Origin of the sequence: Agarivorans aestuarii, assembly GCF_019670125.1 — a bacterium.
Lineage (GTDB): Bacteria > Pseudomonadota > Gammaproteobacteria > Enterobacterales > Celerinatantimonadaceae > Agarivorans > Agarivorans aestuarii.
This window is the reverse complement of sequence record NZ_AP023033.1, coordinates 4,188,598-4,212,619: the sequence shown is the minus strand read 5'-3', so window position 1 is coordinate 4,212,619 and position 24,022 is coordinate 4,188,598. Positions and strand designations below refer to the sequence as shown.

At 45.3% G+C, this 24,022-nt stretch carries 24 protein-coding genes; 19 read left to right on the top strand and 5 right to left on the bottom strand.

Annotated features, from left to right (window positions below):
• Positions 1–7: 7 nt before the first annotated feature.
• The 7 genes from K5609_RS19485 (at position 8) to K5609_RS19455 (ending at position 7,905) form a co-directional block, all read left to right on the top strand.
• A complete protein-coding gene (locus tag K5609_RS19485; protein ID WP_221075071.1) occupies positions 8–910 on the top strand; it encodes a LysR family transcriptional regulator ArgP in 903 nt (300 codons plus the stop codon).
• Between the two features lie 35 nt (positions 911–945).
• Complete coding sequence (locus K5609_RS19480) at positions 946–2,091, top strand: glycerate kinase (RefSeq protein ID WP_221075070.1); 1,146 nt, start codon at positions 946–948, stop codon at positions 2,089–2,091.
• A gap of 51 nt (positions 2,092–2,142) precedes the next feature.
• Positions 2,143–4,122, top strand: a complete 1,980-nt coding sequence (locus tag K5609_RS19475; protein WP_221075069.1) for a DNA topoisomerase III — start codon at positions 2,143–2,145, stop codon at positions 4,120–4,122.
• Positions 4,123–4,134: 12 nt separating this feature from the next.
• Positions 4,135–4,761, top strand: a complete 627-nt coding sequence (locus K5609_RS19470) for a pentapeptide repeat-containing protein (RefSeq protein WP_221075068.1) — start codon at positions 4,135–4,137, stop codon at positions 4,759–4,761.
• A gap of 262 nt (positions 4,762–5,023) precedes the next feature.
• Positions 5,024–6,010 (top strand): TRAP transporter substrate-binding protein, encoded by a 987-nt coding sequence (locus K5609_RS19465; protein WP_221075067.1) that lies wholly within the window; start codon positions 5,024–5,026, stop codon positions 6,008–6,010.
• Between the two features lie 72 nt (positions 6,011–6,082).
• The gene (locus tag K5609_RS19460) at positions 6,083–6,601 is read left to right on the top strand and encodes a TRAP transporter small permease (RefSeq protein WP_221075066.1); all 519 of its coding nucleotides are present in this window, start codon (positions 6,083–6,085) and stop codon (positions 6,599–6,601) included.
• A 20-nt stretch (positions 6,602–6,621) separates the two neighbouring features.
• Positions 6,622–7,905: a TRAP transporter large permease gene (locus K5609_RS19455; protein ID WP_221075065.1), complete on the top strand. Its 1,284-nt coding sequence runs from the start codon at positions 6,622–6,624 to the stop codon at positions 7,903–7,905.
• A gap of 68 nt (positions 7,906–7,973) precedes the next feature.
• Here the strand turns inward: K5609_RS19455 and K5609_RS19450 are convergent, their stop codons facing one another.
• Positions 7,974–9,539 (bottom strand): AbgT family transporter, encoded by a 1,566-nt coding sequence (locus K5609_RS19450; protein WP_221075064.1) that lies wholly within the window; start codon positions 9,537–9,539, stop codon positions 7,974–7,976.
• 363 nt (positions 9,540–9,902) lie between these two features.
• On the opposite strand from K5609_RS19450, the gene K5609_RS19445 reads away from it, so the two are divergent.
• The gene (locus K5609_RS19445) at positions 9,903–10,322 is read left to right on the top strand and encodes a 2TM domain-containing protein (protein ID WP_221075063.1); all 420 of its coding nucleotides are present in this window, start codon (positions 9,903–9,905) and stop codon (positions 10,320–10,322) included.
• Between the two features lie 192 nt (positions 10,323–10,514).
• Positions 10,515–11,654 (top strand): GGDEF domain-containing protein, encoded by a 1,140-nt coding sequence (locus K5609_RS19440; protein ID WP_221075062.1) that lies wholly within the window; start codon positions 10,515–10,517, stop codon positions 11,652–11,654.
• 3 nt (positions 11,655–11,657) lie between these two features.
• Here the strand turns inward: K5609_RS19440 and K5609_RS19435 are convergent, their stop codons facing one another.
• Positions 11,658–13,025 carry an alpha/beta hydrolase gene (locus tag K5609_RS19435; protein WP_221075061.1) on the bottom strand — a complete coding sequence of 456 codons (1,368 nt, stop codon included), beginning with the start codon at positions 13,023–13,025 and terminating at the stop codon, positions 11,658–11,660.
• Between the two features lie 68 nt (positions 13,026–13,093).
• The gene (locus tag K5609_RS19430; protein ID WP_221075060.1) at positions 13,094–13,843 is read right to left on the bottom strand and encodes a helix-turn-helix domain-containing protein; all 750 of its coding nucleotides are present in this window, start codon (positions 13,841–13,843) and stop codon (positions 13,094–13,096) included.
• A 113-nt stretch (positions 13,844–13,956) separates the two neighbouring features.
• Here K5609_RS19430 and K5609_RS19425 point away from each other — a divergent pair, with 113 nt between their 5' ends.
• The 5 genes from K5609_RS19425 to K5609_RS19405 all read left to right on the top strand — a co-directional run bounded on the left by K5609_RS19425 (position 13,957) and on the right by K5609_RS19405 (position 16,765).
• Complete coding sequence (locus K5609_RS19425) at positions 13,957–14,262, top strand: hypothetical protein (protein WP_221075059.1); 306 nt, start codon at positions 13,957–13,959, stop codon at positions 14,260–14,262.
• 35 nt (positions 14,263–14,297) lie between these two features.
• Entirely contained in the window at positions 14,298–14,678 is a 381-nt protein-coding gene (locus K5609_RS19420; protein ID WP_221075058.1) for a hypothetical protein, read from the top strand.
• Positions 14,679–14,707: 29 nt separating this feature from the next.
• Positions 14,708–15,514 (top strand): DUF2145 domain-containing protein, encoded by an 807-nt coding sequence (locus K5609_RS19415; RefSeq protein ID WP_221075057.1) that lies wholly within the window; start codon positions 14,708–14,710, stop codon positions 15,512–15,514.
• Positions 15,515–15,640: 126 nt separating this feature from the next.
• Entirely contained in the window at positions 15,641–16,090 is a 450-nt protein-coding gene (gene yiaA, locus K5609_RS19410) for an inner membrane protein YiaA (RefSeq protein WP_221075056.1), read from the top strand.
• A gap of 147 nt (positions 16,091–16,237) precedes the next feature.
• Entirely contained in the window at positions 16,238–16,765 is a 528-nt protein-coding gene (locus tag K5609_RS19405; protein WP_221075055.1) for a DinB family protein, read from the top strand.
• A 61-nt stretch (positions 16,766–16,826) separates the two neighbouring features.
• On the opposite strand, the gene K5609_RS19400 is transcribed toward K5609_RS19405, so the two are convergent.
• On the bottom strand, positions 16,827–19,046 hold the full coding sequence (locus tag K5609_RS19400) for a glycoside hydrolase family 3 N-terminal domain-containing protein (RefSeq protein WP_221075054.1): 2,220 nt from the start codon (positions 19,044–19,046) through the stop codon (positions 16,827–16,829).
• 598 nt (positions 19,047–19,644) lie between these two features.
• On the opposite strand from K5609_RS19400, the gene K5609_RS19395 reads away from it, so the two are divergent.
• A complete protein-coding gene (locus K5609_RS19395; protein WP_221075053.1) occupies positions 19,645–21,000 on the top strand; it encodes a DUF4397 domain-containing protein in 1,356 nt (451 codons plus the stop codon).
• Positions 21,001–21,070: 70 nt separating this feature from the next.
• Here the strand turns inward: K5609_RS19395 and K5609_RS19390 are convergent, their stop codons facing one another.
• Positions 21,071–21,310 carry a hypothetical protein gene (locus tag K5609_RS19390; protein ID WP_221075052.1) on the bottom strand — a complete coding sequence of 80 codons (240 nt, stop codon included), beginning with the start codon at positions 21,308–21,310 and terminating at the stop codon, positions 21,071–21,073.
• Positions 21,311–21,397: 87 nt separating this feature from the next.
• On the opposite strand from K5609_RS19390, the gene K5609_RS19385 reads away from it, so the two are divergent.
• The 4 genes from K5609_RS19385 (at position 21,398) to K5609_RS19370 (ending at position 23,867) form a co-directional block, all read left to right on the top strand.
• Positions 21,398–21,940, top strand: a complete 543-nt coding sequence (locus tag K5609_RS19385) for a DUF1993 family protein (RefSeq protein ID WP_221075051.1) — start codon at positions 21,398–21,400, stop codon at positions 21,938–21,940.
• Between the two features lie 157 nt (positions 21,941–22,097).
• Positions 22,098–22,535 (top strand): GNAT family N-acetyltransferase, encoded by a 438-nt coding sequence (locus tag K5609_RS19380; RefSeq protein WP_221075050.1) that lies wholly within the window; start codon positions 22,098–22,100, stop codon positions 22,533–22,535.
• Positions 22,536–22,911: 376 nt separating this feature from the next.
• A complete protein-coding gene (locus K5609_RS19375; protein ID WP_220720076.1) occupies positions 22,912–23,316 on the top strand; it encodes a GNAT family N-acetyltransferase in 405 nt (134 codons plus the stop codon).
• Between the two features lie 86 nt (positions 23,317–23,402).
• Positions 23,403–23,867, top strand: a complete 465-nt coding sequence (locus K5609_RS19370; protein ID WP_221075049.1) for a GNAT family N-acetyltransferase — start codon at positions 23,403–23,405, stop codon at positions 23,865–23,867.
• Positions 23,868–24,022: the final 155 nt, after the last annotated feature.

Below are 24,022 nucleotides of genomic sequence, written 5' to 3'. Positions count from 1 at the left end.
TTTACTAATGAAGCTGAGCGAGATTGATTATAAATTGTTGAAAGCCTTGGACTGTGTGCTGAGTGAGCAGAGTTTTGAGCGCGCCGCTCAGCGTTTGCACCTTACCCAGTCGGCGGTGTCGCAGCGAATAAAAGCGCTGGAAAGCCAAGTGGGTCAACCTTTGTTAATTCGCTCTCAACCCTTAATGCCAACTGACTTAGGCCAGCAATTGCTGGGCCACTATCAGCGAGTGGTGCAGTTAGAAACCGAATTAGTCAATCAGTTAAATGTTGATGAAACCCGGGTGCAGGCGCTGCCATTGGCGGTAAATGCCGATAGCTTGGCCAGTTGGCTGATCCCAGCGCTTAGTCCTACTTTGCAGCAGCAACGGGTAGAAATGAATCTTTACGTGGAAGATGAATCTCGTACTTGGCAGCGGATGCGCAGTGGCGAAGTGCTGGCTTGCGTAACTAGCCATGCTACGCCGGTGGCTGGCAGCGATAGTCACTTTTTGGGATACATGGAATATTTATGTGTAGCTACCCCTAATTTTGTGCAGCGATTTTTCCCCAATGGGGTTAATCGCGACAGTTTAAGTGGTGCGCCGGGGATGTCTTTTGATCAGCACGATGATATGCATATTCAATTTTTGCTAGAGCATTTTTCTTTAAGTCCCGGTCAGTACCCTTGTCACACAGTACGCTCTTCTGAAGCCTTTATGGAGCTAGCTTTAGCCAGCGGCGCCTATAGTTTGAATTCTCGCCTGCAAGTGGCCAAACACCTTGATGATGGTAGTTTAATAAACCTTACGCCAAGCTTGCAGGTTAGGGTGCCTTTGTACTGGCATCACTGGCAATTAGCAGGTAAGTTAATGAAACAACTGAGTGAGCAGATCCGCAGTTATACCCAAGATTGTCTGCCGCAGCAGTAATTTGCAGCCAGCCTAAAGATTGAAAAGGAAAGCCGATGAAGATAGTAATTGCGCCCGATTCATTTAAAGAAAGCCTAAGCGCCATGGAAGCCGCTGAGATGATAGAGCAAGGCTTTCAGCAAATTTTCCCAGAAGCTGAATATTGCAAAGTACCCTTGGCCGATGGTGGCGAAGGGACGGTGCAAGCCATGGTAGATGCTACCAATGGGCAAATTATGCCAGTACTGGCAGCAGGGCCGCGAGGCAATCAGGTAGAAGCTTTTTTCGGAGTATTGGGTGACAAGCAAACTGCCGTAATTGAAATGGCTGCAGCATCGGGTTTGCACTTAGTCGATCATGCTTTACGAGATCCGCGTAAAACCTCCAGTTATGGCACGGGTGAGTTAATTAGCGCCGCCTTAGATGCTGGCGCAACTAAGCTGATTATTGGTTTGGGTGGCAGTGCCACCAACGATGCTGGAGTAGGCATGTTGCAAGCGCTAGGGGCGCAGTTTTATGACAAATTCAACAAGCCCTTAAAACGCGGTGGCGCCGAATTAATTGATTTAGAAAGCATTGATATCTCGGGCTTAGATCCACGCCTTGCAGAAGTAGATATTGAAGTAGCCTGTGATGTAGATAACCCCTTGTGTGGCGAGCAAGGAGCCAGTGCCGTATTTGGCCCCCAAAAGGGCGCAACACCAGAGATGATCCGCCAGCTTGATGCCGCTTTAGGGCGTTTTTCTTCGGTAGTATTTAGCCAGTTTGGTATAGACATTATGCATGTGGCTGGCAGCGGTGCTGCTGGTGGCATGGGAGCGGCTTTACTGGCATTTATGCAAGCAGAACTGCGCCCCGGTGTACAAATTGTTACCGAGGCGGTGGACTTAGTCGCGAGCTTAGAAGGGGCTGACTTACTGATTACTGGTGAAGGGCGCATTGATAGCCAAACCATTTGCGGTAAAACGCCTTATGGCGCAGCGCAAATTGCCATGCAGTATGATGTGCCGGTGATTGCTTTAGCTGGCGCTATGCTGCCCGGTTATGAAGTGGTGCATGAGCACGGCATCGATGCGGTATTCTCGGTGGTGCCTGGCCCTTGCGATCTCGCTCATGCCTTAAGCGAAGCTGAACAAAACCTGTACGTATCAGCTAAAAATGTGGCGGCAACCCTTAAACTTAGCCAACAAGTATTTGGCTAAGCCTGAAAAAGCGCTACAATAACTGTATAAATTAACAGTTGTTGTAGTTCATTGCGTTTATATATTGCCGAAAAACCCAGCCTTGCCCGCGCGATTGCTGCGGTATTGCCTAAACCTCAACAAAAGCATAATGGTTACATTCAGCTAGCCAACGGCGATTGCGTAACTTGGTGCATTGGCCATTTGTTAGAGCAGGCCGAACCTGAACACTACGACGCCAAGTTTAAGCAATGGCGCTTAGAGCATTTACCGATTTTTCCCGAGCAATGGCAGTGGAAAGCAAAATCTAAAACAGCCTCACAACTTAAAGCGATTAAAAGCTTAGTAAAACAAGCCAGCAGCCTAGTTCACGCCGGGGATCCCGACCGAGAAGGGCAGTTGTTAGTGGATTTGGTGATAGAGCACTGCAAGCCCAAAGCCGCGCTCAAACAGCATTGCCAGCGTTTGCTGATTAGCGATTTAAACCCGGCAGCGGTGAGCCGCGCATTACAGCAATTAAAAACCAATCAAGAGTTTGCTGCCTTATCTACCTCGGCGCTGGCTCGTTCTCGTGCCGATTGGTTATACGGCATTAATCTTACTCGTACCTACACCTTAAAAGGCCAGCAGCAAGGTTATTCTGGCGTTTTGTCAGTGGGACGGGTGCAGACACCGATTTTGGGTTTAGTAGTAAGACGCGATCAAGAGATCGCCGAATTTGTTAGTCGCCCCTATTACCAAGTAGAAGCTCATCTGCACACCGAGCAAGCAGAAGCTTTTACCGCGCTGTGGCAACCTAGTGAAGCTTGCGAACCTTATCAAGATGAAGAAGGGCGGGTGCTTAGTCGGCCTCTTGCAGAGCATGTGGTTAAACGGGTGAATCAGCAAGCGGGCTTGGTGCAATCACTTAAACAGCAAGATAAACAACAAGCGCCACCGCTGCCTTACAATTTATCCAGTTTGCAAATTGATGCGGCCAAACGCTTTGCCTATAGCGCTAAACAGGTATTGGATATTTGCCAAAACTTGTATGAGCGACACACTCTCATCACCTATCCACGCTCTGATAGTCGCTATTTGCCCAAGCAACATCATGCAGAAGCGCCCAAGGTAGTGGCCGCTATTCAAGCCAATAGCCAAAGTTTGGCCAAGGCCTGTGAAGATGCGGATTTAAGCAAGCGCAGTAAGGCCTGGAATGACGCGAAGGTAGACGCCCACCATGCGATTATTCCCACCGAAAAACACTACGATGCGGCTAAGCTAGGCCAAGCTGAGCGTAATGTTTATGAATTAATTGCTCGACAATACTTGCTGCAGTTTTACCCGCATTATCAATATGCCCATACCGAAGCGATTATTGTGATTGCCGATGGTTTGTTTAAAGCCACTGCTAATCAGATTAAAGACTTGGGTTGGAAGGTTCTATTTCCGCAAAAGAAATCGGCGGAAGACTTAGCTACCTTGCCGCCATTACAACAAGGGCAAGCATTGCAGAGTGTAGATGCAAGAGTGTTAGACAAGCAAACCCAGTCGCCTAAAGCCTTTACCGATGCCAGCTTGCTGGCTGCCATGACCGGCATTGCTAAATACGTGCAAGATCCCAGCTTAAAAGCGGTGTTAAAAGATACCGATGGCTTAGGCACCGAAGCTACGCGAGCAGGCATTCTTGAACTGTTATTCAAGCGTGGCTTTTTACTGCGCCAAGCTAAACAAATTCATGCTAGTGATAGTGGAAAGGCCTTAATCAATGCGCTCCCTGCATTGTGCACTTGGCCAGATATGACCGCCCACTGGGAAACCCAGCTTAATGCCATTAGTCAAAAAGCCCAAAGCTACCAAGATTTTATGCAAGGCATGCAAGGCCAGCTGAGCCAATTGGTTGAACAAAGTGCCAGTGTTAACGCACAGGCTTTTGCGGGTTTGGCCAAACCCGCAGGCAACAAAGCTTATCGAAAAAAGCGAACCAACAATAAAGGCGGCAGCCGAAGCTATACCAAGCGTGCGGGAAGTTCAGCCAAAAAGACCTCACGCAAAGCTAAGCCTGCAGCATAAGGAAGTATCGCTATGACAGAACCTACCACCCTGTTGGCAGCCAAACAGCCTGTTGAATATCTGTTCGAGCCAAGTGATAACGAGGGCTTAGTTGAGCATCGTCAATTCTGTGAATTAGACTGGAGTATGCTTGAGCAAACTAACCTTAGCTTTAGCCAGTGTATTTTTGTGGATTGCGATTTTAGTGAAGCTAGTTTAACCGAGCTGAGTTTTGAACGTTGCCAGCTGTTTAATTGTAATTTTAGTGGGGCGGTTTTAACTGCGAGCCGATTTATTAACTGCAGCTTATACGACCGAAAACGCCAACGCGCTTGTGACTTTAGCGGTGCAGACCTTTGCCAAGCCGAATTTAAAGCCTGCGATATTTCTACTGCTAACTTTAGCCGAGCAGAGTTATTTGATGTTGTGATTGAGCATTGTCATGCGCAAGGCTGCCGCTTTGAGTTTGCCGACTTCTCCAAGGCCGTGAGCAGAAAAGTAGTATTTAGTGCTGCCAATCTTAGCCATAGCAACTTTAGTTTGAGCGATATTGCCGGTATTGATATACGCCAGATAGATTTGTCTGGGGTAAAGATTTTTAGCTGGCAAATGGAGGCCTTAATAGAAAGCTTAGGGGTTGTGGTGTACCCCGATAACTAGCCGATTAAATTTCTTTACATCATAAAGTAATACTAATCTGTGGCGTGGCTCTTAGTTTAGCTATTACTCTTCTACTCCTTTCGTCTATTTGATGTGTTGTTCGCATTTACTTTATAAATATTTGCTATCTAGCTTGTCTAAAATCCAATCATTAGCAATATTGTATTACTAGTGATTGGCGTTGCCAATCTATGCGGCTCGCTCAGCTGTTCCAAGGTTTGGATTGTGCGCGCGTGAATTATGGATGATTTGGAGACGGGACATGAAACAGCGTAACAAAGCGTTACTTTCGGCTAGTTTACTAAGTTTGGCACTAGGCTTAAGTGTTAGCGCACAGGCTACAGAGTGGAAAGGCTGGAATATTCACAAGGCGGGTTACCCAAACACCGTGGGCATGGACAAATTTGCTGAGTTGGTCGAGCAGAAATCCAACGGCGATTTTAGTATTAAAATGTACCATGCTGGTGTTTTAGGCAATCAACCCGACGCTATTGAACAAGTGCGCATTGGTGGCTTAGAAATTGGCAACTTTAGTCTTGGCCCTATTGGCCCGATAGTGAAAGAGGCTAATGTATTATCGCTACCTTTTGTATTTGATGATGTCGCCCATATGCACAAAGCGATGGACGGCGCAGTAGGCGATCAAATTAATGCCGCTATGGAGAAGAAAGGCTTAATTAGCTTAGCTTGGTACGACGCAGGAGCACGCTCGTTTTATAACTCCAAAAAACCGATTACTCAACCTGCAGATATTACCGGCATGAAAGTGCGGGTGATGAACAATGATTTGTATTCTGGCATGGTATCGGCGTTAGGTGGCAACCCTTCTCCAATTGCCTATGCAGAAGTGTATCAGTCGCTTAAAACCGGTGTTGTTGATGGTGCCGAAAATGGATGGCCTGAATACGAATCGATGGGACATTTTGAAGTGGCCGGTTACTACTCGTTATCACAACATTTAATTATTCCCCAGTGCCTATGTGTAAATGCCAGTGCATTCCGACGTCTGCCAGAGGCGCAGCAGCAAATGTTAATAGAAGCGGCTCAAGAGTCTGCTCAAGTGCAGCGAGATTTGTGGGCGCAACGCGAAGCATTTAGCCGAGACAAGGTCGTTAAAGCCGGCGTTAAGCTAAACGAAATTAGCGAAAAAGAACCTTTCCAATTAGCGATGCAGCCAGTGTATGACAAGTATTTGGGTGAGAACCCAGAACTTAAACCTTTGGTTATGTTGATTAAAAACACTAAGTAATCGAGTTCTCGTCGCCACCTTTAATCAGTGATTTGATTGAGGGTGGTGCTTTTTTGTTATTTAGAGGTGCTTATGTTTGAGCAAGCTGATGCGCTTAAGCGCTCGCGCTACGATCGGTTTCTTGATTACTTAAGCCAGCTTAGCTTGTTAGTGGCAGGGATTGCTTTAGTGGTGCTTACACTAACTTTTGGCTGGTTGGTGTTTGGCCGATATGTGCTTAACTCCACACCCACTTGGGTAGAGCAACTATCGCTGTTGCTGGTGGTGTTGATTGCATTTTTAGGAGCCTCGGTAGGTATTCATAAAAACACTCACTTGGGCGTGTCTTTTTTTTACGACCGCAGCCCCTTTTGGTTGCAGCAGCTATTCCAGCTAATTTCGCAACTTTCCCTGGCCATATTTGGCTGCGTAATGATGGTAAACAGTTATCAACTAATGCTGTTTAAGTGGGGTTCTGACATCCCCTTGCTAGGTGTGCCTGAAGGGATTAGAGCAATTCCCATTATGCTATGTGGCGGTTTGGTTTTGCTTTATTCAATTGGTCATCTTATTCATTTATTTCATCGGGTAAAAGCGGCCCTTATACGCTAACGGTACTAAAGGATTAGGTTATGGGTTTAGTTATTTTGATGGCTGTGTTTGTAATTGGGGTGATTATTGGCACGCCAGTGGCGTTTGCTTTAGGCATTGCTGCGGTCTCTGCTTTTGCTTACGAAGGATTACCGCTGTTAATTGCGTTTCAGCGGCTTACTGCTGGCATTAGCGTGTTTTCTTTAATGGCTATCCCGTTTTTTATTTTTGCTGGCGAATTGATGTTTCACGGCGGTATCGCCATGCGGTTAGTGCGTTTTGCCTCTTCGGCGGTTGGAGCGGTGCGCGGCGGCTTAGGTGTAGTGAATGTTATGTCTTCAATGTTATTTGGCGGCATCTCGGGTTCGGCGGTGGCCGATATTTCTGCATTAGGCTCGATCCTCATTCCGGTAATGAAGAAAAAAGGCTACGACGAAGACTATGCAGTGAATGTAACGGTAACGTCTTCGATTGCCGGCATTATGATCCCGCCTAGCCACAATATGATTTTGTATGCAGTGGCAGCCGGCGGTGGTATTTCTATTTCCCAGCTGTTTCTAGCCGGCGTCGTGCCTGGCGTATTAATGTGTGTATGTTTAGCAATTACCGCTTACATCGTTGCGGTAAAACGCGGCTATTCAGCGGAAAAGTTCCCTGGTTTTGTGGTGTTATTTACTCACTTTGTCGTGGCCTTACCGGGTTTGCTTACGGCTGTAATTATTGTGGGCGGGGTATTGTCGGGCGTATTCACTGTGACTGAATCTGGCGCCTTTGGCACTATTTACGCGCTGGTGGTTACAGTAGTGGTTTATCGTCAACTTACCTGGGACAAGTTTAAAACGGCGGTGGTTAACTCGGTAAAAACCACTTCGATGGTGATGGTGTTAATTGCCTGTGCGGCAGCCTTTGCTTATATGCTTACTTACTTCCAAGTGCCGAGCAAAATGATTGATTTTCTTAGTGGTATTTCCGATAACCCGATAGTGATCATTTTGCTGATTAACCTGATGTTATTGCTGTTAGGAATGGTGATGGACATGGCAGCGTTGATATTGATTTGTACGCCAATATTTTTGCCTGTGGCGCAATCATTAGGTATCGACCCTTTGCAGTTTGGCATGATTTTAATGATGAACTTAGGGCTAGGTTTATGCACGCCACCAGTAGGCGCATGTTTATTTGTGGGCTGCGCGGTGGGTAAGGTGCCGATGGAATCAGCAGTAAAATCGATATGGCCGTTTTACATCGCTATTTTGGTCGCCTTAGTGCTCACTACATTTGTTCCGCAAGTCTCCTTAGCCTTGCCAATGTGGTTAGCGGGGTAAGGTTAAAGCTGCATAAAAAAACGCGCCTATGGGCGCGCTTTTAGTTTCAAATAGTGAATTACTTACTGCTACAGAGGAGCTGGGTATACGTAGCTTGCGCCAAGCCCCAGCGGTAAACCTAGTGCCCAATAAGCCAGTAGGAATAAAGTCCAGAAAATGGCTAGAGCAATCGAGTACGGCAGCATGGTGGCCACTAAGGTGCCGATGCCGGTGCCTTTCACATATTTCTGACAGTATACAACCACTAGTGGGAAGTAAGGCATTAACGGGGTGATGATGTTAGAGCTTGAATCACCTACGCGGTAAGCCGCTTGTACTAAGTCTGGTGAGATATTCATTTGCATTAGCATTGGCACTAGTACTGGCGAGATTAATGCCCACTTAGCTGATGATGAACCCACCGCCAAGTTAATCAATACCACTAATACAATCATGCCTACAATGGTGGCGGGCGCGCCCATGCCAATGGCTTGCAAGAAGTTAGCGCCTTTCACCGCCATTAGCACGCCAATGTTAGATTGGCCAAAAGCCCATACAAACATCGCGCAGAAGAACGCCATTACAATGTAGTGACCCATGGTTTCCATGGTTTTAGACATAGCAGCCACTACGTCGTCAGAGTTTTTGAAGCTGCCGTTCAAGTAGCCAAATACCACGCCTGGAATCACAAAGAATATGAAGATAAGTGGCACGATGATTTGCATCATTGGTGCGCTAAAGCTGGTGAGCGAGCCGTTTGCGTCACGCAAGCTTGAACCTTCGCCCCATGCGGCTGCAATCAGCAAGCCGATTAAGGCTAGCATTACTAAGCTAGCAACTCGAAACGCGAAGGTTTCTTTTTTGCTCGTAGAGTGCATGTCTGATGCTACTTCTAGGTCGCTGGATATCGGGCTATTTTTTTGTAGACGAGGCTCTACGATTTTATCGGTGATATACCAAATGGTAGCCACAATAGGTAAACAAGAAGCAGAAGCAAAGAACCAGTTGTTTAGCGGGTTCACCATCATCTCTGGATCTGACAATTGTGCAGAGCTTTGGGTAAAGCTTTGTAGCAAAGGATCTAAGCCTGAAGGGATGAAGTTAGCACAAAAACCACCAGATACACCGGCAAAGGCTGCGGTGATACCGGCAATAGGGTGGCGCCCCATGGCATGGAAGATAACCCCTGCTAATGGAATAACCACTACGTAGCCAGCGTCGGTAGCAACACTAGAAATAACACCAATCAATACTACCGCAGGGGTAATCATTTTGGCTGGCGTTACTTTTAACATCGCCTTTAAGGCTGCATTAATGTAGCCGGAGCGCTCTGCTACACCTACACCTAACACTGCAACTAGAACCACTCCTAAGGGAGCGAAGCCGGTGAAGATTTTAACCATGCTGGTCATCCAAGTGGTAAGCCACTCGGCGCTAAGCAGGTTGTTGATGACGATGGTTTCGCTACTGCGTGGGTCGATTTCGCTGAAGCTTACAAAGGATAGGCCGGCGGAAAGCAGCCATACAAAAAACATTAATCCAAGAAATAGCATTGCAGGATCGGGCAGTTTGTTTCCAACACGTTCAATGGTGTCTAGGAAGCGTGCAATGCCACCCTTAGTTTGGGCTGGCTCGCTGGTAGTGGTAGAACTCATATATACCTCTAGGTTTTCTAAACTCTCCGGTTTAGTTTGTTTCGTTGTGATTAATCACCTAAAGTGACCAAAAAATAGACTTATCAAATCAGCATAGTGAATGAGGCTTCACGATGCATTGATTTAAGTTAATAAATCCTATTTTATAGTATTTTTCAGACTAATGCTTTGTTCAATTGATTTCGGCTGTTTTTATATCTTGTTAGTGCATCATTGCTTGTTATCAGCCTGGCTGCGTCTCAAAAGGGGATTATCCTCAAAAACAACCTTCCATCCCTATTATCCGCACTTCATCGTAGGCTGTAACGCTTTACCATCTCAGGCTTTATGCTTTATCTAAGTCATACAGCTTAGGACATCAACATGAACAATAACTATTCGCCGCAACAGTTAGAACAAATTATTGCTTTGGCCTTACGCCAGCAAAAAGACCAACAAAACTTTGTTAGTGAGTCTGAGTTGTTTGATATTGCCCAACAATCGGGTTTAGACGCGCAGCAAACCGAAGCTGCACTTAAACAGTGGCAGCAACAACAGCAACAGCAGCAAGCTCAATCAAAAAAGCTATTAGCCTTTAAAATTCATGCAAGCAGCTATTTATCCATCAGCTGCATGCTGTTTTTAATTGACTGGCTAACCGGAGGGCCATGGTGGTTTTTCTGGCCTATGTTAGGCATGGGCATTGGCTTATTTAGTCACGGCTTAGGACTTTTTAAGGTTTGGCGAAAACTTGTTCAAACGCAGCAAGGGGCAGGATTATCGTTTAAAAGGTGTCGATTTTAAGCGACGCTGCAGCGAAAAGTTGAGTGTTTGTAACCAAATTTGATATTTTTTCTCATTTATTGACTAGATTATGTTCAGCCTAGTCGGTGTTTCAGTTAAGCTCCGGAATCAATTTTCATCTGGTAGGGATCTACCAAGCAGAAAACTCAATAATTGCTAAAGTATCATGACCAGCAATAGAGAGTTGTCGGAGTGAATGGATTGTTCGATAGACTAAAAAAATCTGGCCTACTGCAGCCTTACAGCAAACAAAAGCACCAACTCTTACAAGAGCTGGCTTTACCGCAAAGCTTACGTTTGGCCTATGTGGTGAGCTTGGTGTACTTATTTTTAAGCATTTCTCATGTGTTTGTTATCGAGGTTCCATTCAATCGCTGGATGTTGGCTGGAATGGCTTTGGTGTCGAGTATTGCCATTTATGCCAGTGCCCGATATTTGCCGCGGCTATTACAACCCTCTACCACCGCCTTACACCTAGTGGTTGTGGCGCTTATGCTCTGCAATTCACTAAGCCACATGGTGCTTACTAATGACATTATTCAAACCAGTACCTTGATGTTGGTAGTAGTGGCCATGGGCGGATTTATGGTGGAGCGTACCTTGTTGCTGATGGCCCTGTTAGCTGCTTCGGCGGTATGGGCCAGCTTAGTTATGCAGATGCAGCAAGATACCGACACCGTGGTGCACTTTGCATTTGGTTTAGGCATGAGCTCCATTGTATCGCTTATTCTGTTTAGTCACCGAGTGGGAGTGTTTACCCAGTTAATAGAGCAGCGTAAACAGTTAAAGCACATTGCTAATGTTGACCAATTAAGCCTGTGTTTGCGACGTCATGCCTTTGATGAGCAAGCTGAGGCCTTATTGGCGGAAAGTGGTCAGCGGGCTTATTCAGTGCTGTATTGCGATTTAGATTACTTTAAGTTGCTCAACGACAGCATGGGCCATGCAGCGGGAGACCAAGCCTTACGGCGCTTTGGCGAATTACTGAATACCCTGGCGAAACCCCATCAGCTAGTTGTGGGGCGCATGGGTGGCGAAGAGTTTGCTTTAGCCGGCTGTATTAGCGAAGAACAAGCGGGCTTATTAGCTGAGCAAATCGTTCAGCACTTAGAGGAACAGATGATTGCTCACCCAGAATCTTTAAGTTCTATGTACCTTACTTGTAGTGTGGGCGTAGCTAGCTCAGCCATCGACCATAACTTCTCGTCGCTGTGTAAGTATGCCGACAAGGCCTTATATATTGCCAAACGCAGCGGTCGTAATCAGCGTCAGGTTCATAATCATTATCAACTTCCTGAAGGAATGAAAATGCCCGCTGACCTGCAGGCATAGTGTTTATTGCATGAACAGCTCAATGCTGCGAAGCATTTGCTGATAATAAGGGTTGTAGCTCAAACGCTGTAAGTGCGGATATTGCGCTAAGTTTTGCTCGGTTTTTTCACCTTTCACTACGCTCTTAGATTGTTTGCATTGCTGGTAGCTTGGTAAATCGGCTAAGTAATGGCTGCAATTGCGGTAGTGACCATTTTCCCCATAATGTGGGTTACTTGGGGCATTAATAGTGGCCGTATGCGCGACGTCTTTTACTGCTGAGCAAGAGGCCGTAGTGCAACTCGGAAACTCTACCATTACCTTACTGTTAAGCGCTTCTGGAATACTGCTTTGCTCCCCATAATAAACTAGATGATTGGCAGACTTAGCTGCGCCAGTTTGTTTGCTTTGCCATTGGCTTAATAGTTCTAGGGTAGCAGCGGTGCTAATGGTTTGGTCGTGTTCGCTGGCAACAACTAGCAAGGGAATATCTGGCAGTGTATCGGCCTTAGCCAAGCGTTTGTTCATGCGTTTCATTAAGCCATGAACTTGAGCGCCAGCGTTGTAGGGAAAAGACTCGTACTTAGCAAAATCGATGTCCCCTTCTTTATCTAACCAAGTGCTTAACCAGCTAACATATTTTGCCATCCACGCTACGCCGCTGCTGGCTTGCGAGGCAGGAGACCACAACATCACGCCTTTAATGGCTGGTTTATTGTCTGGTTGTTCCAAAAGGTGGTTAAGAATTAGCGCTCCACCGGTAGAGAATCCGCCTAGGTATACCTGCTGATAGTCTTTTGCGGTGCGCTCAATGGCATAATCAGCCGCTTGCTGCCATTGCTTATAAGTGACCTTGACCAAATCTGAAGGCGCAGTGCCATGGCCAGGAAGTAGCAGTGTTCTTACATCGTAACCTTGTTGGTAAAAATGCCAGGCTAAATCGTGAAAATGATAAGGAGAATCGGTTAAGCCGTGAATGAGCAACACGGCTTTGTTGTTATCGGTGTGGCTAAGTTCAAAGGGGGCAATAAGCTGTAGCACTTTCGGCGTGCCTAACCACTGTTGTTGCTTGGCGAGTAACTGATAGCTTTGGCTAGATAGCGGGCAGCTCATCATTGCCCGTGGGTTGCGTTGAGCAATCAGGTTCTGGGCATAATCTAAATAGGCTTGGTAGCTTTGATCTTGAGAATAAGAAAAGGTAGCGGTTTTACTGGGAAGAGCTTGGCGATAGGGAGCTTGTTCAATGTATTGCTCAATTAATTCCTGCTGAGAGTTAATGTTTACACAGTTTTCAGTGAAGTCTTGTGCCATGCTCAATGAGCTAATGCCCAAGCTTACAACCCCTAGCAATAAACTAGCGGGTTTACGAAAAAGGTCGGTTAAACAAAGCATTACTCATCCTTAATATTTTGGTTCACCTTGGGTGATAGTGTTAAATAGTTTATGTCTATGAGGTGGCTTTAACTAGCCTTATTAGTATCCCGCGCCAGCTTTTCAAATATTGAAATCTCCCATGGCCGCAGCGCTAACAACATGCCGGTATGGCGACGTTTATCGAGCGGCAGCGAGGCATCTTGCTGGTTGAGCGTAGCGGCTTCTTTAGTTAGTTGATTAAGTTTGCGTAAAATAATCTCAATAGAGCTTTGTGAATAGTGGCCACGTAGGTAAAAGCGGAAGCTATCGTCGCCGTTAAAGCGTGAGTTCATAAACTCGGCCAGTACAATTTGTTCCATGAAGCGCTCTAACGGGCCATTCGGCAGCCAGCGAAAATCCTGAGCGATAAGTAGCTTATAGGCATTGTTTGGTAGCAGTTGGATCATTTTAAGTTTATCCAAGCGCGCCATTAAACGAATGCATTCATGTTCGCTTAAGTCATAGCGCTGAATTATCTCATCGAAGGTCCAGGAATCTCTTACACATACCGCCACCAAAAACAGTTTATGGTCGTCGATAAGCTCTTGTTCTTGTTCACGTGTTAAGTGGGTAAGTTTCTCTTTTTCTTGGTCTGCCAGTAGAAACAAGTCAATCAGGTTGAGTTCAACAATGTGGCACATTTCCTCTAAACGCTCTAAAGAGAAACTATTGGTAGAGAACATACGCTTTACGTTGGCTTCACTCATATTTAAGCGCTGAGCAACGTCTTTATAGGTTAAACCTTGTTGGCGAAAAACTTGTTTAAGGGTGTCGCGGATCTGCTTTAACTGGCTCATGGTATACAAATACTATACTTAGTGTTTATTCATAATAAACATAATACAGCGCCGTTTACACTGAATTTCCTGGACTTTATGGTTTATGCGAACTTAACCAGCAGGGAATTATTATGAAATTATGGAAATCAGTTTTTATCACCTCTATCGCCCTTACTAGCTTGAATGCTGTAGCTGTTGGGTCTCTCGAAAACTTAAGTCAATCTGCAAAATATTCTGCACTGGCAGCTTCAGCTGGAGCAGCTGGTAGTGGTCAAGTTGCGGTTAGCGCGGTAGCTACTCCGGTTATGTTGGTAAGTGGTGGCGTAGCAGAAGTAAGCCGCGGAGTGGCCCGTGGTACGCAACATATTGCTGAAGAAGCCAATGTGCCAGTGCCTTTTGAAATTGGCGACGAAGTTATTGTTGGCGCTGCCCACTAATCTGCTCTTAGCTATTACAACATAGGAATTATCAAATGAAATTATGGAAATCAGTTTTTATCACCTCTATCGCCCTTACTAGCTTAAATGTTGTAGCTACCGAGTCGGGCCAGAACTTTAATCAATCAGCCAAGCATTCGGCCTTAGCGGGTTCTACAGGGCTAAAAGGCAGTGGTCAAGTAGCCGTGAGTGCTGCCACTACGCCGGTAATGTTAGTTGGTGGCTTAAGTACAAATGTTGGTAGCCAAGTTGGTAAAAGTGCCGCAGAGAGTGGTCCCGTTGGCGCTTCCGTAGCGGTTCCTGCAGCATCGGTTGCGGTGGTAGGGAGCACTGCAACAGTGAGTGCGGCAGGTATAGCAGAGAAGGCAGGAGCGCCTGTACCTTTTGAAATCGGCGACATCATCGTCATTCAATAAGCCAAGATAATAAACATAGGGATATATTCATGAAAACTATAAAGAAACTAATTATTGCCACAGTTTTTACCGTAACGAGTGCTGCCACTTACGCTGGCAGCGCGCCGGCTGAAGATGCTAAACATCAGCCTGAAGCCATTGCCAAATTTTCTAAAGAAGTAGAAAAGTATGCAGCTAAACACCGAGCCAACGTATTCATTATTGGTCGAGTAGGTCGCCCGCAGGAAGATTTACCCAAAGGGGTACAGTTTACTCACACTGCCTTGGCTGTGTACTCAAATATTACTCTCGACTCTGGCGAGACCACCAAAGGTTATGCAATTTATAATCTTTATCAAAACCAGGGGGATTTAGGCCACAGCAGCTTGGTGACCGATTATCCGGTGGACTTCTTTTGGGGAGCCGACAGCTTAAAGGCTGGCATTATTATTCCTAATAAAGAGGTGCAAGCGGGCTTATTAGCGCTGATAAACAATGGTGGTAATCATGTGGTACATAACCCAAATTACTCGGTATTAGCCAACCCTTTTGACGAACAGTTTCAAAACTGTACCGAGCATACTTTAGATATGCTAAATGCCAGCATCTTTGATACTACCAATCGTGAAGAGCTTAAGTGGTTAGCTAAGTCAGACTTTAACCCTCAGCCGATTAAGATAAACCGTTTTAAGTTGTTTATGGGCGGATTGTTTTTAGAGGAAGTTACCACCAAAGATCACCCTGGCAAGCCACAAACTGCCACCTTTACTAGCATTGCGCGCTACTTAGAAGAGAAGCAGTTGTTGGAGCATTCGGTGGTGTTATACCAGCACGATGCTTACAAGCCTCTGTTGTAATTAATTGACCAAGGTCTTAATAAATTCAATATGGGAGCGAATATGAGCCAAGTAGAAAAAGAACTAGGGTATATTAATCAACTAGATAGCAATTCTAAGCGGTTAAACTTAAGGAACATGAACGATATGAAACAGCAAACTTTACCAAAACCAACTTCAGCCTTTATTGGTGCCTCTTGGGCGGCCTTGGTACTCGGCGCGGGCGCTTATCTGATAGGTTTGTGGAATGCTGATATGCAGTTAAACGAAAAGGGTTACTACTTCACTTTGTTATTATTTGGGCTGTATTCTTCAGTGTCTTTACAGAAATCGGTACGTGACAAGCTAGAAGGCATTAAAGTAACTGCGATTTACTACGGCCTAAGCTGGTTTTCATTAGCTGCAGCTGTTGCGCTATTAAGTATTGGCTTATTCAACGCAACGTTAGCCTTAAGTGAAAAGGGCTTTTATGCGATGGCCTATGCCCTATGTTTATTTGCTGCTATTGCCGTTCAAAAGAATACCCGTGACATGGCCTATTTTGCTGATGATGAACTAAATAAGGCTATTGAAGCTGAATTAGAAGAGGAACTATAGCCTTGAGTTACCGCTTGTAAGCGCTGTTAACATTGCTAAACCTAGTTAACAGTGCCTTACTGGCTCACCATTGCTTGAATAAACCCATCCTAACTAAGCCGTATACGCACTGTTGTTAGTTAACGGCAGCAGTAAAAAGGAATGACAATGAGCACAGCCTTTGCCTTAATGGCGCAATATAACCAAGTAATGAATCGCCAACTTTATGCTTGCTCTGCTCAATTGAGTGAGCAGGAGTTAAAGCAAGATAGAAAGGCATTTTTCGGTTCTATTTTTGCCACGCTAAACCACATTTTGGTGGGCGATACCTTGTGGTTACAGCGCTTTGCCAGCCTTCCTGATGGCTTTAACTGTTTGCAGTCAGTATCGGCATTAACCCGACCTAAGGCCTTGGATGAAATCCTCTATCAAGACTTCGCTAGTTTAAGAGAAGCGCGCTTTAAGATGGATGAAGTGATTATTGCTTTTGCAGAAGAGCTTACAACGAGCCACTTGCAGCAAGCTTTAAGCTATAAGAACAGTAAAGGAGAGGTGCAGAACAAGCCCTTCGAGCTGTTAGTACTGCACTTTTTTAATCATCAAACCCATCACCGTGGTCAAATCTCAACTTTGTTGAATCAATCTGGAATTGACCTTGGCGTGACAGATTTATTATTGCAGATCCCAGATGCATAAAGCCTCTTAAGCTAGCTTAAGAGGCTTTATATTGGTTCAGTTTACATTCACTGACTTTGTTTTAGGCCACCTTAAAGTCGGCTGAAAGCAAATCTTCTGCTTTAGAAGATGGCCCAACAAATACTTTAAATGCACCCGGCTCTACCACTTTTTGTAGTTGCGCGTTGATTAAGGCTAAATCTGCAAAGGGCACGCTAAATTCAACCTTTTGCGTTTCACCTGGGGCTAATTCAACTCGCTCAAAACCTCTTAGCTGCAGCACTGGAACAGTGACCGAAGCAGCGCAGTCATGAATATATAACTGTGCAATCTCGACACCTGAGCGCTGGCTAATATTGCTGATATTTACCGATACTTTTAGTGCCTCTCCTTGGCTTAGCTCGCTGTTGGCAGCTAGGCAAGGGGTGTCAACGGTGAGATCACTATAGCTAAACTCACTGTAGCTAATGCCTTCACCAAAACTAAATAGAGGCAATAAAGGCATATCAATATAACGTTCTTGATTGTCGGTGCGCTCCGATAGACGGGCGTGCCAGCCTTCATATTTGTTGTAGTAAACCGGAGATTGACCCACATGTTGCGGGAAGCTAATGGTGAGTTTACCGCTAGGGTTTAGTTCGCCAAATAGCAGTTCGCTAAGGGCTTGGCCGCCTTTCGCGCCAGGGTTAAAGGCACAAACAATGGCATCGGCGTGTTGTTTTACCCAGTCAATGGTAAGTGGTTTAGAGGCCATAAATACCACAACTAGCGGTTTACCAGTGGCTTTAAGGGCTTCTAGCATCGCTTGTTGCTGACCACTTAAATCTAGATCGGCGCGGTCGTGAAATTCGCCATGCTGGCTAAGTGTATCGCCAACACAGGCAACGATGATGTCGCTGTTGTTGGCAGCGTTTACTGCATTGGCTATTTCTTCAAACTCGGCTTCGGCTGGCGCTGCACCGCGTACATAGTTTAGTTCGCAACGCCCGGCATCAGCAGCGGCTTGTAAACCTTGGCGTAAGGTAATGGCGTCTTTTTGGTGATAACTATCATCTGCTGCGCCTGCTTGCATAGAACCAAAAGACCAGTCGCCCAGCTGTGCAACAACATCATCGGCATTGGCGCCACATAACAAGATCTTAGGTTTAGAGCTATCTGACAGCGGCAAAATACCGTTATTTTGTAATAAGGTCAGCGATTGGCGGCTGGCTTCTAATGCTGCTTGCCAGTGATCTGCGTTACCTAATATTTGGTCTTTTTTGCTTAGGTCGGTGTAGCGGAAATCTTCGAACAAACCTAGCTCAAACTTATATTTAAGGATGCGCGATACAGCGTCGTCGATTAAGGCTATATCTAGCTCGCCATCTTTAACTAAGTCGATGGTATGTTGATAAAATGACGGCGTGGTCATGATCATGTCATTACCCGACTCAACCGCGATTTTTGCAGCATGGCGTAAGTCTTCTGCTACTCGCTGTTTGTCGTGCAATGAACCAATGTTATCCCAATCGGTAACAATAAAGCCGTCCATTCCCCACTGGTTTTTAGGCACTTCGCGTAGTAACCAACTGTTGGCACTACAAGGTACGCCGTCGATTGCTTGGTAACCCACCATTAATGTCGCAACTTTGGCTTCTTTTACCGCTTTTTCAAAGGGCGGTAGGAATATTGAAAGCAGCTTACGAGGAGAGACTTCGGCCTCGTAAGCATCGCGGCCACCGGTGGCTTCGCCATAGGCAACATAGTGTTTGGCACAAGCCAAGATAGTTTCGTTTGAGGCTAAGTTATCACCTTGGTAACCATACACTGCAGCAGCGGCTAGCTCTCCAATTAACCATGGATCTTCACCAAAGGTTTCGTTTATACGACCCCAACGGCTATCACGGCCAACACATAATACCGGTGAAAATGTCCAATGCAGGCCACAAGCGCGGGTTTCAATCGCAGTAACACGCGCCATGCTTTGGCTTAGCTGTTTGCTCCAAGCGCAAGACAATGCCAGTTGGGTAGGAAACACCGTACCGTTGTTTTCAAAGCAGTGGCCATGAATAGCATCAATTCCAAAAATAAGCGGAATGCCAAGGCGAGTTTTGGCGGCACGCTGCTGTAATTCTTCAACCATGGTACCAGTACAGTGCAAATAGCTTCCGACATTCCAGCTCTCAAGCTTGTCGAGGTTTTCTGGCATGTTGGCGGGCAACTGCAACATTTGCCCCACTTTTTCTTCCACGCTCATTAGCGACAACAGGTTTTCTACTCGCTCGGCCACGCTGAGCGAAGGATTGGTATATGGCAGCGACATGCGGCTGGTCCTCTGATTAACTATTTACTTCTAAATGCACTCAGCGTTTGGCGGGTAGTTTCGCCGAGCAATACGCTGAACATTATTACTATGCTGCTTATTTTAGTGAACTTAGCCCTTTATTCAGCTGAAAGTAAGCGGTTTCATGAGAGTTGCTTCGGCTTTTGAGGGCTAGTTAACATTCGTAGTTAGCTGCAGCTGTTTTTCGTTACAACAAAAACTAATTAGATAAGGGATTTTTAGTCTAATGGTCTATCGCCGCTTAGAGCTTAGCGAGGGTTAAAAATTAAGTTTTGCTTTGGCTTTTTTCTGTAACGACCAGCAACTCTGTTGCCTAGATAATCCGACGTGGTCTCACCAGCTACAAGATGTAACATTTTTGTTACAACTTGCGGCTTGTCTAATCGGCCAGTTTTACTTTGGTTTAAGCTCATTATTTTCAATGTCTTAGATTTACATCTCTTCATCTTTGTTATGTTTATTTATATTCAATATTTCTATTTCGTTTAAAAAAACCTCAGTTTTTCTTGTGATCTTATTTTATTTCCTTGGCGTTTCTATGGCTGATACCACTACAGAGATACTTAAGGAAAAGAACATGAAACTTGCCAAATCAGGTCTATTACTAAGCTCAGCTGTACTACTTGCAGCCTGCGGAAGTGATGACGACCACGTTGAAACCCCAATGTCATCAGTTCGCGTAACCCATGCAAGCGCCGACGCGCCAATGGTTGAAGTTAAAGCCAATGGCGAAACCTTTGCCGGACTAAGCATGGTGGATTACCGTCAAGGCAGTGCTTGGGTGCCGGTTGCATCTGGTAGTTATGATATTAGCGTTGACGCCATCTTACCTGGCGATAATGCTGAAGTGATAGCTGCAAACTTAGAGTTTTCTCCAGATATGCAGTACGACATTGTTGCGCTTAACTACGCAGCCTCTATCGAGCCAGTAGTGCTAAGCCGCAGCAGTGACGCGGTGGATGCAGGCAGTGTTCGCCTTGATGTATTGCACGGTCATCCAGATGTGGCTGGAGTAGACATTTACCTTTCTACAATGGCAGATATTACAGGTGTTGATGCGGCCATCACTAACCTAGAATTCAAAGTAGATAGTGCAGATTTACCGGTAACAGTTCCTGCCGACACTTACCGAATTCGCATTACTCCAACCGGTGACAAAACCGTAGTATTTGATAGCGGCGAAGTGGCTTTGGAGGGCGGTAGTGACTTAATGCTAACCGCGGTGCCAAACAGCGATATGGGCTCAGTATCGCCAGTAAACCTATTATTGGCGGATGGCAGTGCAGTATCTGTTGTGCGAGACATGGGTGAGACTAGTCATATTCGTGTGGTTCATGCTGTAGATGATGCCCCAATGGTGGATGTACTAGCGAGCGGTGCTCAAGTGGCTGGATTCACAGGTATTGCCTTTAAAGAGTTTCGCAGTGGCGATTTACCTGCAGCCAGCTACGACTTAAGTGTGGCTGCCAGCGCCGACAACAGCTTAGTGGTAATTGATGCCCCAGGAGTGATGTTGGATGCGGGCGCAGAAACCAGTATCTATGCGGTAGGTAAACTAAACGCGGTTACTGATAGCACCATCGAACCATTGGTAATTAGTGAAGACTTACGCTCGGTAGCACTTTACTCAAAAGTACGTGTAGTGCATGCAAGCCCAACCGCTGGTGGTTTAGGCTTAGTGGATATTCACGCTTCTGCCGATGGCAACTTTAGCGCAGACACCGTAGTACTGGCTGGTGTAGATTTCAAAGACAATGCAGTATTGAACGTGCCAGGTGGAACCTATACCTTCGCAGTAATCCTAGCCAGTGATATGACTTACTCGCCAGCCATTGAGACCATGGCTACCATCGAGAACGGTGGAGTTTACTCTGCAGTAGCCACCGATGACTTTAGTGACTTAGTGTTGAACGTAGATACCATGGCACCTTAAAAACAAAGTTTTTAATTAACAAAAAAAGGCCGAAAGGCCTTTTTTTATTTTAGCTCGTAATCGAAAGCGACTATTTAACTCGGGTGATCGTTACCAAATCAGCATGCTGAGGTACTTCTATTAAGGCTCCGCGTTTTAGTCTTTCGATCTGGTTGATATGGCTATGGGAAAATCCACGCTGTTGCCAGTTTTTACCCACTAAATCTGATTCACTGAGCGGATAAATATCTTGATGGCTTAAGCTATCGTGACGCGAAATAATCCATACTCGCTGTTGCTCTACAGCGAGTTTTGCTAGTGCCTTCTTCACTTTATTCCAAACTAACAAGCTTAGTTTCACCTTGATTTATCATTTCCAAACCCGTTATAACATAGGCTTAGTTTAAGGACGAACAGCATGACAGCTCTCAAATCCAATAATCTTTATCAATTATCGGTACCAGTGTTTTTACGCTACTTAAATCAACTGGATGAATTGCTTAGCGATATGCAGTTATTTGCCAAGCAACAGGGCCTAAGCGAAGCACAATTATTGGCCGCCAAACTTGCCGACGATATGTTTCCCTTAGGCCAGCAAATGAGCACAGCCATTGGCTTTAGCTTACGAACTTGCTTGCCTTTAGCAGGCCGAGATATCGAAAACTTAAGCCCAGAGGTTATTTCTTGTCAGAGTTTGCAGCAGCAGTTGCACAGCAGTGTAAGGTGTTTGCAGCAGTTAAAAGCTGAACAATTTGAGCAAAGCACCCCGAGCAATATTTCTACTCAGGCTGGGTTTGCTAAATTATCGCTAAGCCCAAGTGAATACCTGCAACAATATATGCTGCCAAATTTCTTTTTTCACTACACGATGAGCTATGCGATTTTACGTCAGCACGGCATGCCTTTAAGTAAGCAGAATTTTGATGGCTATCATCAATACCCTGCAGGTTTTAGCTTTTAAAACAGTCACTTCAAAAAAATATGAGTAATTTGGTAATTGACTAATGATTATTTCGTAAACCGCAAGAAATACGCCTTAAAACCTTGTGTTAGCGTAATACAATCGGTAGATTATTTGAGATAAAGGCGCGCAAGAGCAATCAGGGGGACATTCGTCAATGCATCCAGATTATTTTATAAGTACTAACCAAGCAGAGTTAGATATCTCGCTGATTCATAGTGTATTAACTAAGTCTTACTGGGCTAAAGGTATTCCTCGCGCTACGGTTGAACAATCCATCGATAATTCATTGTGTTTTGCTGTTTATAACTATCAAAAACAGCAAGTTGGTTTTGCTCGGGTGATTAGCGATTACAGCACCTTCGCCTATTTAGCTGATATTTTTGTCTTAGAAGAACACCAGGGTAAGGGTTTGGCTAAGGCATTAATGCATCGCATTATGGCTCATCCCAAGCTGCAGGGGATTCGCCGCTTTAAGTTAGCCACCCAAGACGCACATGGTCTTTATCAGCAGTTCGGTTTTACCGAGTTAGCCCATCCGGAAATACATATGGAACGCTGGCAGCCAAACTTCTACTTGCTTCCTCAAAGCTAACAAATCTTATGTTGAAGTCGCCTGTTGCTGCGACTTGTCTTTAATATCTACTTTACGCTGCTTTCTGCGGCGTTTTTGTTCTTTACTACAGCCTTTAAGCTATCGAGGCTAGTTGCATTAACTGATGTTAAACGGCAGCAGAGTACAAATCTAAATCACATTTTTAGCGTCAGTGAGTATCTGGTCGATCTTGCTTATCTTTTTCTTGCACGCTGTAGAGCCTTAGCTTGTAGGTGTTTAGAATGAATGTTACTAAATTGTTACAAATGCTGCTGGCAAAGTTACCAAACGTTACCCTGAGGGGCTTGAGGCTTGGCTTATTGCTGACTAAATTTACGCCAATCATTGTGGGTGGGTTAATCAGGGAAGGCTGAGCATGCAACAGGGATACTATGTTGGTACTAATAAAGAACAGCTCGATTTAGCACTTATTCATGAAGTGTTGGTGAGCTCCTACTGGGCGAAGGGGATTTCTAAAGGAGCGGTTAAAACCTCGATTGATAATTCCATGTGTTTTGCCGCTTTTGACCTTAAACAGCAGCAAGTAGCTTTTGCCAGAGTTGTCTCTGACTATTCAACCGTTGCTTATTTAGCCGATATTTTTGTATTGGAAGAGCATAGAGGAAAAGGCTTAGCCAAGGCCATGATGCACCGCATTATGGCTCACCCAAAATTACAAAACGTACGCCGCTTTAAACTTGCAACTAAAGACGCTCATGAGCTTTATCGCGGTTTTGGTTTTAATCAAATCTCTGATCCAAACCTTTATATGGAACGCTAAACAGCAGCACCTTACTGTTAATTGGATTGAAATCTAAGCCTATATATTCAATGCTAATGGCTTGTTGAGTTATTAGGAAATAGTCAGTGGATATACGCTTAAACGATGTAACAGGCGAGCAAGTCATTGCATTGCTAGAAGAGCACCACCAAGACATGTTGCGCCACTCTCCAATAGAGAGTGTTCATGCATTGGATGTGAGCGGTTTGCAAGCTGAGGACGTGAAGTTTTGGTGTGCTTGGTTGGGAGATGAGCTAGCAGGGTGTGGCGCCTTAAAGCACCTTGACGCCAAGCATGCAGAGTTAAAATCTATGCGCACTGCCAGTAAACATTTGCGTAAAGGCGTGGCTGCTGGGTTACTAAAACATATTCTTAAAGACGCCCAAGAAAGTGGTTATCAGCAAGTGAGTTTAGAAACTGGCTCTATGGCCGCGTTTGCGCCAGCGTGGGCTCTTTACCAGTCTTTTGGTTTTGAGTTTTGCGGCCCTTTTGCCAACTACCAACTTGATCCTTACAGTAAGTTTATGAGCAAAAGCTTGGCTCCTATTTAGCCTTAAGTCCCCTCAAGTTATTTGTTGTTTAGCCCTTATGATTGCTGCCATTTGTCCAAAACTTGCTACACTTTCAATCATGCTTAGCTAGATGCCTGATTTAGCGAGTGTTTTTAGCTTGGTGCTGGCAAGACTTGATGAGTAGATAAACCATA